At 70.7% G+C, this 13,098-nt stretch carries 14 protein-coding genes; 10 read left to right on the forward strand and 4 right to left on the reverse strand.

What is annotated here, in order from left to right:
- Positions 1 to 97: 97 nt before the first annotated feature.
- The 3 genes from AB0B48_RS16055 to AB0B48_RS16065 all read right to left on the reverse strand — a co-directional run bounded on the left by AB0B48_RS16055 (position 98) and on the right by AB0B48_RS16065 (position 1,943).
- Entirely contained in the window at positions 98 to 799 is a 702-nt protein-coding gene (locus AB0B48_RS16055) for a VOC family protein (RefSeq protein ID WP_357201627.1), read from the reverse strand.
- Between the two features lie 167 nt (positions 800 to 966).
- Positions 967 to 1,149 carry a DUF397 domain-containing protein gene (locus tag AB0B48_RS16060; protein WP_355008433.1) on the reverse strand — a complete coding sequence of 61 codons (183 nt, stop codon included), beginning with the start codon at positions 1,147 to 1,149 and terminating at the stop codon, positions 967 to 969.
- Positions 1,143 to 1,943, reverse strand: coding sequence for a helix-turn-helix transcriptional regulator (locus AB0B48_RS16065; protein ID WP_357201629.1), 801 nt, complete (start codon positions 1,941 to 1,943; stop codon positions 1,143 to 1,145). The genes AB0B48_RS16060 and AB0B48_RS16065 overlap by 7 nt, the downstream gene beginning before the upstream one ends.
- A gap of 264 nt (positions 1,944 to 2,207) precedes the next feature.
- Here AB0B48_RS16065 and AB0B48_RS16070 point away from each other — a divergent pair, with 264 nt between their 5' ends.
- The 6 genes from AB0B48_RS16070 to malQ all read left to right on the forward strand — a co-directional run bounded on the left by AB0B48_RS16070 (position 2,208) and on the right by malQ (position 9,297).
- Complete coding sequence (locus AB0B48_RS16070; RefSeq protein WP_357201632.1) at positions 2,208 to 2,465, forward strand: flavin reductase; 258 nt, start codon at positions 2,208 to 2,210, stop codon at positions 2,463 to 2,465.
- A 279-nt stretch (positions 2,466 to 2,744) separates the two neighbouring features.
- Positions 2,745 to 4,031, forward strand: coding sequence for an ABC transporter substrate-binding protein (locus AB0B48_RS16075; protein WP_355008403.1), 1,287 nt, complete (start codon positions 2,745 to 2,747; stop codon positions 4,029 to 4,031).
- Entirely contained in the window at positions 4,028 to 5,011 is a 984-nt protein-coding gene (locus AB0B48_RS16080) for a sugar ABC transporter permease (protein WP_357201636.1), read from the forward strand. Before AB0B48_RS16075 ends, AB0B48_RS16080 begins: the two co-directional genes overlap by 4 nt.
- Before the next feature lies 1 nt (position 5,012).
- Positions 5,013 to 5,849 (forward strand): carbohydrate ABC transporter permease, encoded by an 837-nt coding sequence (locus tag AB0B48_RS16085; RefSeq protein WP_357201639.1) that lies wholly within the window; start codon positions 5,013 to 5,015, stop codon positions 5,847 to 5,849.
- Positions 5,850 to 5,859: 10 nt separating this feature from the next.
- Positions 5,860 to 7,068, forward strand: coding sequence for a sn-glycerol-3-phosphate ABC transporter ATP-binding protein UgpC (gene ugpC / locus AB0B48_RS16090; protein WP_357201642.1), 1,209 nt, complete (start codon positions 5,860 to 5,862; stop codon positions 7,066 to 7,068).
- A 174-nt stretch (positions 7,069 to 7,242) separates the two neighbouring features.
- Positions 7,243 to 9,297 (forward strand): 4-alpha-glucanotransferase, encoded by a 2,055-nt coding sequence (malQ, locus tag AB0B48_RS16095; protein WP_357201645.1) that lies wholly within the window; start codon positions 7,243 to 7,245, stop codon positions 9,295 to 9,297.
- A gap of 10 nt (positions 9,298 to 9,307) precedes the next feature.
- Here the strand turns inward: malQ and AB0B48_RS16100 are convergent, their stop codons facing one another.
- Positions 9,308 to 10,417 (reverse strand): winged helix DNA-binding domain-containing protein, encoded by a 1,110-nt coding sequence (locus AB0B48_RS16100; RefSeq protein ID WP_357201648.1) that lies wholly within the window; start codon positions 10,415 to 10,417, stop codon positions 9,308 to 9,310.
- A 138-nt stretch (positions 10,418 to 10,555) separates the two neighbouring features.
- Between AB0B48_RS16100 and AB0B48_RS16105 the strand changes: the two genes are divergently transcribed.
- From AB0B48_RS16105 to wrbA, 4 genes are all read left to right on the forward strand, one after another.
- On the forward strand, positions 10,556 to 10,948 hold the full coding sequence (locus AB0B48_RS16105) for a hypothetical protein (RefSeq protein ID WP_357201651.1): 393 nt from the start codon (positions 10,556 to 10,558) through the stop codon (positions 10,946 to 10,948).
- A 64-nt stretch (positions 10,949 to 11,012) separates the two neighbouring features.
- Positions 11,013 to 11,771 (forward strand): HipA family kinase, encoded by a 759-nt coding sequence (locus tag AB0B48_RS16110; RefSeq protein ID WP_357201654.1) that lies wholly within the window; start codon positions 11,013 to 11,015, stop codon positions 11,769 to 11,771.
- On the forward strand, positions 11,768 to 12,136 hold the full coding sequence (locus AB0B48_RS16115; RefSeq protein ID WP_357201657.1) for a DUF3037 domain-containing protein: 369 nt from the start codon (positions 11,768 to 11,770) through the stop codon (positions 12,134 to 12,136). Before AB0B48_RS16110 ends, AB0B48_RS16115 begins: the two co-directional genes overlap by 4 nt.
- A 288-nt stretch (positions 12,137 to 12,424) precedes the next feature.
- On the forward strand, positions 12,425 to 13,042 hold the full coding sequence (gene wrbA, locus AB0B48_RS16120) for an NAD(P)H:quinone oxidoreductase (RefSeq protein WP_357201660.1): 618 nt from the start codon (positions 12,425 to 12,427) through the stop codon (positions 13,040 to 13,042).
- The last annotated feature ends 56 nt before the right edge of the window (positions 13,043 to 13,098 follow it).

Genomic DNA, 13,098 nt, shown 5'->3' on the forward strand with positions numbered 1-13,098 from the left:
GGGTCGGCCGGAGGCGTGTCGACGGCGGCGGCGAACGCGCCAGCTACGGCGCTAGGAAAACGCTAGCCGACGACGCCCGCGCTGGGTAGTCGGTCGTTCACCCGGTGGGGCGTGGTGCGAAGGCGCAGAACTCGTTGCCCTCGGGGTCGGCCAGCACCCACCACCAGTGCGCCTCGTCGATCGGCTCCCGCAGCAGCGTCGCGCCCGCCGCGATCAGCGCCATCGGCTCCGGCTCGGCCAGCTCGACGTCCCAGTGCATACGGTTCTTGACCGTCTTGGGCTCGCTGACCCCGTCGAAGACCCAGTGGTCCCAGGGCAGGCCGGCAGACCCGAGCACCAGCGCGTCGGTCGACCCGTACTCGGCGGTGCCGCCGAGCACGCCGGCCCACCAGGTCGCCTGGGCGGCCGGGTCGAGCGCGTCCACCACGAGCTGAAACGGCCCCGGTCGGCTGTCGGCGTCGGCCGCGAGCGCGCAGAACTCGTTGCCGTCCGGGTCGGCCAGCACCCACCGGCCGTCGTCGTTCGGCTCGCGGACCAGTCGGGCGCCGTCCGCGAGCAGCGGCGCCGGGTCCGCGCCGGGCAACCGCAGATCCAGGTGTACGCGGGTCCTGCCGACCCGAGGCTCCGGCACCTTGTTCACCCAGATCGACTCCGCGGGTGAGCGCGCGGAGCGCGGGTCCACCCGGGTGTCGTCGTCACCGGCGTCGGCCACGTCCCCGTCGAGCATCCGGGCCCAGAAGGCACCCAGTGCGAGCGGGTCGTTGGCGTCCAGGCAGAGGTCCTTGAAGCGCGCGATCATCGTGTCAGCATGCCTGGTCCCAAGGGGTGCCCGCGCGTGTTGGGAGGGGAGTCCCCGCACGACGCCTCGTCGATCAAGGAGTTGTGGTGGGTGACAAAGTCCCCGCAGAACCCCAAACCAGGCACCACAACTCCATGATCGACCGGGCCTTGGGCGGGCCGGGCCGGTTAGTGCTGCTTGGCGTACTTGATGAAGGCCTTCCAGGCTGTTGGGTCGACGTGCAGGGTGCCGCCGTCGCGGTCCTTGGTGTCGCGCACCAGCACCACGCTCGGCAGGTTGTCGGCGACCTCGACGCAGGCTCCGCCGTTGCCACCGGACCGGGTCGACTTGCGCCACTGTGGGGTCAGCATGCCCATGACTTCGCCACTTCCTTGATCAGGTCGATTGACTGCCGGCGGGGGAGCGCCTCGTTCCGCACGATCTCCCATGTCTTCGCCAGCTTAGCGACGTCGGTTGGCGCATCGACGATCTGCGCGGTGAGCTGGTTGTCGGCATAGGTCACGCGCTCGCCGTCCGGCATCTCGGCGATGATGAACTGGCCGCCCATTCCCAGGTACATCCCAGCATCCGTCGGGACGATGTGCACCTGGATATGCTCCGCCGCCGTCAACTGGGCCAGGTGCTCGCACTGCTCGACCATGAGGCCCGGCTGGTCGAGCACCGGCCGGCGTAGCACCGCCTCGTCCAGCACGGCGATGAGCTGCGGCGGGCGCGGGCGTTGCAGGATCGCCTGGCGCTCCAGCCGGGAGGCGACGATGCGGTCCACATCCTCGGGGTCGAACCGGCCACCGGCCAGCGTCGCGCGAGCGTACCGCTCGGTCTGGAGCAGGCCCGGCACGTAGGCCAACTCGAACCAGCGCAGCGTGGTCGCCTCCCGCTCGAACTCGATCCACTCGCGAAGCCAGGCCGGTTCGGCGTCGAGCCGGGCCAACCCGTCGAGCATGCGGAGGAAGCGTCCGTCGGTCTGGTGGTGGGTGTCGACCGCCCTCATGTATTCCTTCGTGGGCGGTCGCCCGCCGGTCTCCACCGAGCTGACGTGTGAACCCGAATAGCCGATGCCCCGGCCGAAGTCCTCCTGACTGAGACCGAGCCGGGTGCGGAACAGGCGCAGTTCCTCCAGTACGTAGTCGGTGACGGTCCCCATCGATTCCCCAACCTTCGCTCAGTCTGGCTCGGCGTGTCCCTCATGGGTGCTCACCTGGGCCGCTGAGCTGCACGGATGGCGCGAGCACGTATCGACGGTAGTCGCCTCATCACCACACTGTCACCAGTGGCGGGTCCGCTGGTGGCCGGAATGGCGGCGGCGGGCCCTGCACCCGGGGTCGCTCCCGTCTCCCCCTTGCGGGAGCGGCCCCTTCACCCACCTACAGGAGGACGATGTGCTGAGCCCTTTGGTGCGGTGGCGGTGATGGTTGTGGTCCGGCCGCCCGTCCCGCACGTCGCCATGCGCCCGCTCTGGCGGTGCCGCAACTGCGGCCGGGAGTGGCCCTGCCAGCCGGCCAAGCTCGCCCTGTTGACGGAGTACCGGGCCCACCGGACCGCGCTGTTGATCTACCTCGGCACCCTGATGCACGAGGCGACGAACCAGCTCACCCAACTCCACCCGGACCACCCGCCGGCCCGGATGACCGAGCGCTTCCTCTCCTGGGCGAGAGCCCGCGGCTGACGCTCGGCCCGCCGTCCTTCATCCCGGAAAGTGGATCAGCGGCACCCCGTCGGAGTATCCGGGGCCCTCGGGTGGCACTCGGGTGCGGGCTGGCGGCGGCGGTCCGGGCGTGGACTTCCGCTGTTACAGCCAGGTTTCGTGGCTTCACGGGTGGGGCAGAGTACCCGCTACAGAGCGTTCACGCCGGAGTTTTCGCAGCTCACCGGCTGGAGATCGTCTCGCCGTGCGCCGGGGCACGGATGCCCTCCCCGGTCTTTCGCCGAGGAGAGGGGGAGGGCGATGACGGACCCCGAAACGGCTCGACACCGACGCCGACCGGTAGCACGGCTGGGCGCGGCGGCCGCCGCGCTGGCACTCGTGGCGCCGTTGGCCGCGTGCGGCGCGGACGACGCTGGTGGCCCACCGACGATCAACCTGTACTACCCGCCCGAGCAGAACCTGCAGAAGGTCGTCGACGACTGCAACGCGCAGGCCCAGGGACGGTACGAAATCGCCTACCGGGTGCTGCCCCGGCAGGCCGACGACCAGCGGGTGCAGATGGTGCGCCGGCTGGCCGCCGAGGACAGCGGGATGGATCTGCTCGGGCTGGACGTCACCTGGACCCAGGAGTTCGCCAGCGCCGACTGGATCCGCGAGTGGACCGGCCAGGACAAGGCCGAGGTCGAGCAGGGCACCCTCGCCGGCCCGTTGGACACCGCCCGCTACAAGGACAAGTTGTACGCGGCGCCGAAGAACACCAACGTCCAGCTGCTCTGGTACCGCAAGGATCTGGTGCCGCAGCCGCCGACCACCTGGGACCAGATGATCAGCGCGGCCCAGCAGCTCAAGGACCAGGGCAAGCCGTACCAGGTGCTCACCATGGGCGCGCAGTACGAGGGTCTGGTCGTCCTCTACAACACCCTCGCCGAAAGCGCCGGCGGGAAGATCCTCAACGACGACGGTACGAAGGCCGAGATGGACGAGGGCACCGTCCGGGCGTTGGAGCAGCTGAAGAAGTTCGCCACGTCGGGCGTGACCTCGCCGTCGTTCAGCAACGCCACCGAGGACCCGGTTCGGCTGGAGTTCCAGTCCGGCGAGGGCGCGTTCCAGGTGAACTGGCCGTTCGTCTACCCGGCTCTCCAGGAGGCGAACCCGGACCTGGCCAAGCAGGTCGGCTGGGCTCGGATCCCGGGCATCGACGAGGGCACCCCCAGCAAGGTCACCATCGGTGGCGTCAACCTGGCCGTCAGCTCCTACTCCAAGCACCCGGAGCAGTCCTTCGAGGCGGCCCGGTGCATCCGCAGCGCCGAGCACCAGAAGTTCTCCGCCATCAACGACGGTGTGCCGCCGACCATCGAGGCGGTCTTCGACGACCCGGAGATGACCGAGGCGTACCCGATGAAGGACACCATCCTGGAGGAGCTGAAGGAACCGGCGACGCGTCCGCTGACCCCCGCCTACCAGAGCATCTCCACAGTGATGTCGGCGATCCTGTCGCCGCCGTCCGACATTCGTCCGCAGCAGACCGCCGACGAGCTGCGCGACGCCATCGCCGACGCCCTCCAGTCCAAGGGGGTCCTGCCGTGAGTATCAACGCCACACCGACCGGCGCCGACGTCGCCGCCGAGGAAACCCAGCGGCCCGCCTCCGTACCGAAGCAACGCGGCAGCCGTCGCAAGCCCCCGTTGAGCGAGAACAAGAAGGCCGAACGCCGGCTCGGTCTCCTGCTCTGCGCGCCGGCCGCGCTGGTCATGATCGCGGTGACCGCGTACCCGATCATCTACTCGGTCTGGCTGTCGTTGCAGCGCTTCGACCTGCGCTTCCCCGACCAGCGTGAGTTCATCGGGCTGGAGAACTACGTCACAGTGCTCACCAACGAGTTCTGGTGGACCGCGTTCGGCGTGACCATGCTGATCACGGTGGTCACCGTCGCCATCGAGCTGGTGCTCGGCATGGGCCTGGCGATCATCATGCACCGCACCATCGTCGGGCGCGGCCTGGTCCGGACGTCGGCGCTGATTCCGTACGGGATCGTCACTGTTGTCGCCGCGTTCTCCTGGCGGTACGCCTGGACGCCCGGCACCGGCTACCTGGCCGACCTGTTCAGCGACGGCGCGCCGCTCACCGAGCGGGCCAGCTCCCTGGCGATCATCATGCTGGCGGAGATCTGGAAGACCACCCCGTTCATGGCGCTGCTGCTGATGGCCGGACTGGCGCTGGTCCCGGAGGACCTGCTCAAGGCGGCCTCCACCGACGGCGCGACCGCCTGGCAGAAGTTCACCAAGGTGATGCTGCCGGTGATGAAGCCGGCGATCCTGGTCGCGTTGCTGTTCCGCACCCTGGACGCGTTCCGGGTCTTCGACAACATCTTCGTGTTGACCGCCGGAGGCAACGAGACGTCGTCGGTGTCGATGCTCGCCTACAACAACCTGATCCGGGGTCTCAACCTCGGCATCGGCTCGACGATGTCGGTGCTGATCTTCATCACCGTGGCGATCATCGCCTTCGTCTTCGTGAAGCTGTTCGGCACCGCTGCTCCGGGCAGCGACGACGGGGAGAGGCGCTGACATGGCTGTCGAAACCACTACCAGGGCAAAGCTGCGCTGGGGTCTGCTCGACGTCCTCGTGGTCGTCTTCGCGCTGGTCCCGGTGCTGTGGATCGCGTCGTTGTCGTTCAAGACGCCGGCGACCCTCACCGACGGGAACTTCATCCCCCGGGAGTGGACGCTGGACAACTACCGGACCATCTTCGACACCGACCAGTTCGTCCGGGCACTGGTCAACTCGATCGGCATCGCACTGATCGCCACGCTGATCGCGGTGGTACTCGGCGCGATGGCCGCGTACGCGATCAGCCGGCTGGACTTCCCCGGTAAGAAGCTGCTGGTCGGTGTCTCCCTGCTGATCGCGATGTTCCCGCAGGTGTCACTGGTGTCGCCGCTGTTCGAGATCGAGCGCCAGCTGGGGATCTTCGACACCTGGCTGGGGCTGATCCTGCCGTACATCACCTTCGCGCTGCCGCTGGCGATCTACACGTTGTCGGCGTTCTTCAAGCAGATCCCCTGGGATCTGGAGAAGGCCGCGAAGATGGACGGCGCCACCCAGGGGCAGGCGTTCCGGCGGGTGATCGCGCCACTGGCCGCGCCCGGGCTGTTCACGACGGCGATCCTGGTCTTCATCTTCTGCTGGAACGACTTCCTGTTCGCGATCTCGCTGACCTCGACCGAGCGGTCCCGCACGGTGCCGGCCGCGTTGTCGTTCTTCACCGGCGCGTCGCAGTTCGAGGACCCCACCGGGGCGATCTGCGCCGCCGCCGTGGTGATCACCGTTCCGATCATCCTGTTCGTTCTCTTCTTCCAGCGTCGCATCGTGTCCGGTCTGACCTCCGGCGCGGTCAAGGGATAGGTGGGTAGTCATGGCTGACATCGTGCTGGACAAGGTGAGCAAGAGCTTCCCGGACGGAACCGTCGCCGTGCAGGACGTCGACCTGGAGATCGCCGACGGCGAGTTCGTGATCCTGGTCGGGCCCTCGGGCTGCGGCAAGTCCACCACCCTCAACATGATCGCCGGGCTGGAGGACATCAGCTCCGGTGAGCTGCGCATCGCCGGGCAGCGGGTCAACGACAAGGCCCCCCGGGACCGGGACATCGCCATGGTGTTCCAGTCGTACGCGCTGTACCCGAACATGACAGTGCGGGAGAACATGGCGTTCCCGCTGCGACTGGCGAAGCTCGACAAGGAGACCATCGACCGCAAGGTCGACGAGGCGGCGAAGGTGCTGGAGCTGACCTCGTTGCTGGACCGCAAGCCGGCCAACCTCTCCGGCGGTCAGCGTCAGCGGGTGGCGATGGGCCGGGCGATCGTCCGCCAGCCGAAGGCGTTCCTCATGGACGAGCCGTTGTCCAACCTTGACGCCAAGCTGCGGGTGCAGATGCGCACAGTGGTGTCCCGCCTGCAAAAGCAGCTCGGCACCACCACCGTCTACGTCACCCACGACCAGACCGAGGCGATGACCCTCGGCGACCGCGTGGTGATCATGCGCGGGGGCGCGGTGCAGCAGGTCGGGCCGCCACAGGAGCTGTACGACCACCCGAAGAACCTCTTCGTGGCCGGCTTCATCGGCTCTCCGTCGATGAACTTCCTGCACGCCGCCGTGCAGGACGGCGAGCTGCACACCGCCCTGGGCACCGTGCCGATCGGTGACCGGATCCGCCGCGAGCTGGAGGCGGCCGACGCGCCCCGCGAGCTGATCCTCGGCATCCGACCCGAGCACTTCGAGGACGCCGAACTGGTCGACGACGACACCCGTCGGCGGGGTATGGAGTTCGAGGCGCCGGTGGACATCGTCGAGTCGATGGGCTCGGACAAGTACGTCTACTTCACCGTCGAGGGGGAGAAGGCCAGCGCCGCCGAGTTGGAGGAGTTGGCCGCCGACGCCGGCGCCGCCGACTTCGCCGGCGCCGGTGGCAACCTGGTGACCCGGTTGTCCGCCGAGTCCCCGGTCGCCGAGGGGCAGACGCGGCGGGTCTGGTTCAACCTGGAGAAGATCCACCTGTTCGACCCCGCCAACGGCCGCAACCTGACCCTGCAGGAGGGCCGAGCAGCCGGCGCGCTCGCCGACTGACGACCTCCTTACGCCGCCGATCTTGCACTTTCGGTTGTCGATACAGGTGGAATGCACCTTGTGTCGCGACAGAAAGTGCAAGATCGGCGCGGCGGGGGGTGGGGGTGCGTGTTCTGCGGGGTTCGGGTGGGCGTGGCAGGGTGGTCGTAGGTCGCGTCGTGGAGCGGGGGGCACATGGACCGACGATTGGCCGCGCTGGCCAACGCGCACGGTGTTTCCACCTGGTACGAGGACTGGCGGCACCGCCGCGTCGAGGTCGCACCGCGGACAGTGGTCGGTGTGCTGGGGCTGCTCGGTGTGGACGCCACCAGCCCGTCGGCGATCGCCGACGCGCTCGCCGCCGCCCGTGCGGTCGACCGGAACGCCCTGCCGGAGACGGTCGTGCTCACCCACGGTCGCGGCCGGGCGCTGCCCGGCCCGGGGATGGTGACCCTGGAGGACGGTGGCCGCCGCGCTGTCGACGGCGAACTGCCGGCCGACCTGCCGCTGGGCTGGCACCGGCTGGCCTGCGCCGACCGCGAGGTGACACTGGTGGTGGTGCCGCGTCGGCTGCCGGTGCCGCCGTCGAGCTGGGGGTGGATGCTCCAGCTCTACGCGCTCACGTCGGAGCAATCCTGGGGCATGGGAGACCTCGGTGATCTCGCCGAGTTCACCGGGTGGGCCGGTGCCAACGGGGCGGGGCTGGTGCTGCTCAACCCGCTGCACGCGGTCGGGCCGGCGCACCCGGTGGCCACCTCACCGTATTCGCCGGCCAGTCGACGCTTCGTCAATCCGCTCTACCTGCGGGTCAGCGACACCGCCGCGTACCGGGCGGCGGAGCCGGCCACCCGGGCGGTGGTCGACGCGCTGCGCCCCGACCGGGGGCCCCTGATCGACTACGACGAGGTGTGGGCCGCCAAGCGGCGCGCGCTGGAGTTGCTGCACCCGTACGCCCAGCCGGTGGACCTTGGCGCGGACCCGGCGCTGACCAGCTTCGCCACCTGGTGCGCGCTCGCCGAGCGGCACGGCAACGACTGGCGGGCCTGGCCGGCGGAACTGCACCACCCGGACGCCCCGGCGGTCGCCGAGCAGCGTCGGCATCTCGCCGACCGGGTCGCCTTCCACGCCTGGCTGCAACACCTCTGCGACGAGCAGCTCGACGCCGTCACGGCGGCGGCCCGCTCGGCGGGGATGCCGGTCGGTGTCGTGCACGACCTGGCCGTCGGCATCGACCCGGGCGGCGCGGACGGGTGGCAGCTCGCCGACGTGCTGGCCCAGGGCGTGCGGGTCGGCGCGCCACCGGACGACTTCAACCAGCTCGGCCAGGACTGGGGGCTCGCCGCGTGGCGCCCGGACCGCCTCGCCGCAACCGGGTACGCCGCGTACCGGGACATGCTGCGCCGCGTCCTGCGGCACGCGGGTGGCCTGCGGGTCGACCACGTGGCCGGTCTGTGGCGACTGTGGTGGGTGCCGCCAGGCGGCGGTGCGGCCGAGGGCACCTACGTGCGCTACGACGCCGAGGCGATGCTGGGCATCCTCGCGTTGGAGGCGCACCGGGCCGGCGCGGTGGTGGTCGGTGAGGATCTCGGCACTGTCCAACCGGCGGTGACCCGAGGTTTGCGGGGGCGCAACATGCTCGGCTCGACGGTGCTGTGGTTCGCGCGCGACGAGGCCGGTGACTTCGTCCCGCCGGCCCGGTGGCCGCGTAACGCCCTCGCCACCATCTCCACCCACGACCTGCCCACCGCGCCGGGCTTCCTGACCGGTGAGCACGTGCGGGTGCGCGACGAGCTGAAGCTGCTCGGCACCGACGTGGCGGTGGAGCGGGCCCGCGCCGCCGCCGACCGGGACCGGTTGCTGGGCATGCTGCGCGCCGAGAACCTGCTGCCCGAGCCGACCTCGCGGCCACCGACCGGTACTGTCGCCTCCGCGGGTGCAGAGCAAAGGACGAATGCCGATTCGGCGTTGCCCGATGCGACTGGCGCACCCGACGACGGCGAGGTGGTGGTGGCGATGCACGCCGCACTCGCGGCCAGCCCGACCCGGCTGCTCGGCGTCTCCCTCTACGACGTGCTGGGCGAGGTGCGCCAACCCAACATGCCGGGCACTGTCGACGAGTATCCGAACTGGCGGCTGCCGCTGCCGGCCAGCGTGGCGCAGATCCGCGCGGACCCCCGGGTGGCCCGGATCGTCGACCTGCTCAGCGCCGCCCGCCCACGACCGGCCGACCCGGCGCCGCCGCAGCGGTGACGCCGCCGGGTCAGGTCAGCCAGTCGAAGCGGGCCGGCAGCCCGAGGAATTCGGCGTAACGCCCGAGTGCCTGCTCCACCCGGGCCCGCGCGGCGGCGTCGAGCGTCGTGAGCGGCTGGATCGTCACAGTGACCGCCGTGCGGCCGATCTTGCGTTTCCACACGCCCACCACCCGACCGGCGCGGACCACTGTGGCCTGGAAGATGCCGTTGTTGCCCGGCACGACGGCCGCCTGGTGGGCGGGGTCGAGCATCAACGTGCGGTCCCGGTAGCCGAGCAGGTACTCGTCGAAGCCGGGGAGCGCCAACACGTCGTCCGGCGTGGTGCGTGGCGCGTCGGCCAGGGCCGCGTCGACGTACATCGCGGTGCCGTCGACGCGTACCGTGCTCAGCGCGTCGTCGGCGGCGGCCAGACCGCGCCGGGCGTCGGTCACTGTGAGGCCGCTCCACCCGGCGAACTCGCGGTCGGTGACCGGGCCGTGCCCGCGAACGTATCGGTGGGCGAGCACTGCCAACGCCTCGTCCCGCTCCAGCCGGTGGGACGTGGGTGCCCACTCGTCGAGCAGGGCGAAGGTCTGCTCGGTCCCGATGTTCGGCGCCACGCAGGTCACGCCGCGCACGCTCGCATACCACAGCAGGTGGTAGCCACGTTGCCCGTCGGTGCCAAGGCCGGCCGCCCGCAGGGTGGCGAGGCACTGCGCGCGGGTGAGTCGACCACCGCCGGCCAACGCGGTGCCGAGGACGTCCACCGCCCGGTCCGCGTCGGCCTCGGTCAGCCCCAGCTGCGCCCGCCGGGTCGCCACGCCGGCCAGGGACCGTACGCCCGTCACCTCCAGCATCCAGCGGGCATCGGCGGGCGGAACGAGGTGCACGGTGCCCCGCATCGGCCAGGTACGCAGCGCCTCACGCCGCTCCAACGCCGCCTGCACGTCGGCCATGCCGTGACCGGGTAGCCGGGCGCCCAGCGACCACAGCCCGCTGGCCAGATCCTGTGCCTGCATCGCGCCGAACCACTCGACCACCTCGGCGACGGTGCCGGGGCGGGTGCTCGGGTGCGGGCGCAGCAGCAGGCTGGTCATCCGCAGCGCCAGCGCGTCGGCCGCGCTGAGGTCGACAGGCATCCTGCGCTCCTTTTCGTGGCCGGGCGGCCAGCCTAGGGCCGGGCACCGACACTCCTGCTGGTGGGAGGCGTAACGGCGGTCGTCGGGGGAATGCGGCTCGCCGGAAGTGCGCGCGCCGCGCGTACGGAAGGGAATCTCATGACTGCCGCAAGCGAGCCGGCGCGGGGCGCCGGCGTAACGGCCGGGTCCCGGGGCCATCGGGGGGACGCCCGCGCGAAGACGAGCGCCGCGGCGACCTTCGCCCTGGTGTTCGGGGTGGCCGCTCTGTTCAGCGTGTTGACGGCGATCCTCGCCTGGCTGGGGTTGGTGCTCGGCATCATCGGGATCATCCTGGGCATCGTCGGCCTCAAGATGGCGCGTCGACCCGGGGTCACCGGTCGTGGCGTGTCGATCGGCGGCCTGGTGCTCAGCATCCTGGCCGTGCTGATCGGGCTCGGCCTGGCCGCGGGTATCACCACGTTCGTCAACAACGAGAACGCTGTGGACCGCCTGCAGACCCAGGTCGACAAGCTGCGCGACAAGCTCGACTGACCCGCGCGTGCCGGTCTGGGCCGGCCCGCCACCCGTCCCGGCCGGCCACAGTAGGGTGGGCGGCGTGCTCCGCCAGGTCACCGCGATCCGTTACGTCACCCCGCTGCGCGAGGGTGGGTCGCTGCCGGGCGTGGTGGAGGCCGACGACCTGGGCACCTACGTGGCGAAGTTCCGAGGCGCCGGGCAGGGGCCCAAGGCGCTGATCGCCGAGGTGATCTGCGGTGAGCTGGCGCGCCGGCTGGGGTTACGGGTGCCGCCGCTGGTGGTCCTCGACGTCGACCCGGTGATCGGGCGGGCCGAGCCCGACCAGGAGGTACAGGAGCTGCTGCGCAGCAGCGGCGGCGCCAACCTCGGGATGGACTTCCTGCCCGGGGCGTTGGGCTTCGACCCGGTGGCGCACCCGGTCGACCCGGCGCTGGCCTCCCGGGTGCTCTGGTTCGACGCGTACGTGGAGAACGTCGACCGGAGCTGGCGCAACCCGAACCTGCTCGTCTGGCACCGGGAGCTGTGGCTCATCGACCACGGCGCGTCGCTGTACTTCCACCACAACTGGCCGCGGGCCGAGGCCGCCGTGCACCGTGCCTACCGCGCGGAGGACCACGTGCTGGCGCCGTACGCGTCGCGGCTGGCCGAGGCCGACGCCGAACTGGCCCCCCAGGTCACCCCGGAGCTGCTCACCGAGGTGCTGGCCCTGGTGCCGGGGGAGTGGTTGACCGCCGCCGACTTCGAGACGGCCGACGCGGCGCGCGGCGCGTACCTGGATCACCTGTCCCGCCGGGTCGCCCGCACGGCCGACTGGCTGCCATCGGGGAGCGGGGCATGAGGCAACCCTTCGAGTACGCGCTGATCCGGCTCGTGCCCCGCATCGAACGCGGTGAGCAGATCAACGTCGGGGTGTTGCTCTACTGCCAGCAGCGTGACTTCCTGGCCGCGCGGACGCACCTGGACGCCGACCGGGTGCGCGCGCTGGCGCCCGACGTCGACCTGCCGGCGGTGGCCGCGGTGCTCGACTCCTGGGACCGGACCTGCTCCGGTGACGGGCCGGCGACCCGGATGCGCCTCGGCGAGCGGTTCCACTGGCTGGCCGCGCCGCGCAGCACGATGATCCAGACCGGGCCGGTGCACACCGGTCTCACCGCCGACCCGGCGGCCGAGCTGGACCGGCTGATGGCGACCCTGGTCCTCTGAGCTGGAGCGTGGGAGCGGTGATCGTCCCCTGATCGCGCTACGCCAGCGCCATTGCCGGCGGAGCGCGATCCCCCGTTCAGGTGCCCGGTGCGGGGCGGCGGCTCGATCCCGCCGGCACCGATGGCACCAGGATCGTCGTCCGGGCCTGGCGGCGGGCCGGAACGACCGGGAAGTTGCGGAAAACTTGAGCCGGCGTACCGGTAGCCGGCGGCCCCGGAGGCTGTCGTTAGAGCGCGTCCGCAGCGGGTAGTCGCGGGAGCTGATCCGAGACGAGAAGGGGACACTCTGATGGCTGCCCAGACCAAGGTAGCGGTGATCTACTACAGCGCCACCGGCATCACGTACCAGATGGCGCAGGCCGTGTGTGAGGCCGCCGGGGACGCCGGTGCCGAGGTACGCCTGCGCAAGGTGCGCGAGTTGGCGCCGGACGAGGCGATCCGCTCCAACTCCGGATGGCAGGCGCACCACCTGGAGACCCAGGACGTGCCCGAGGCGATGATCGACGACCTGGCCTGGGCCGACGTGGTGATCCTCGGCGCGCCGACCCGGTACGGCATGATCGCCGCGCAGTTGAAGCAGTTCATCGACACGACCGGCCCGCTCTGGGCCCAGGGCGCGCTGGCCAACAAGGTCTACTCCGCCTTCACCTCGACGGCGACCTCGCACGGGGGGCAGGAGACCACGCTGACCTCGCTCTTCAACGTCTTCTACCACTGGGGCGGTGTGGTGGTCACCCCGGGCTACACCGACACCAGTCAGTTCATCGCCGGCAACCCGTACGGTCCCTCGCACACCAGCAACAACGGGGAGATCGCCCCGGACGCCGTGGCGCTCGGGGCCTGCGCGCTGACCGCCCGGCGCGCCGTGCTGCTGGGGACCGCGCTGAAGGCGGGTATGGCCGGCTGACCGAACGTCGAACGAGGGCGACCGGTGGCGCGGGCGGGGGCTCTCGGCCCGCCCGC

This window comes from Micromonospora sp. NPDC049089, assembly GCF_040648775.1.
Classification (GTDB): domain Bacteria; phylum Actinomycetota; class Actinomycetes; order Mycobacteriales; family Micromonosporaceae; genus Micromonospora.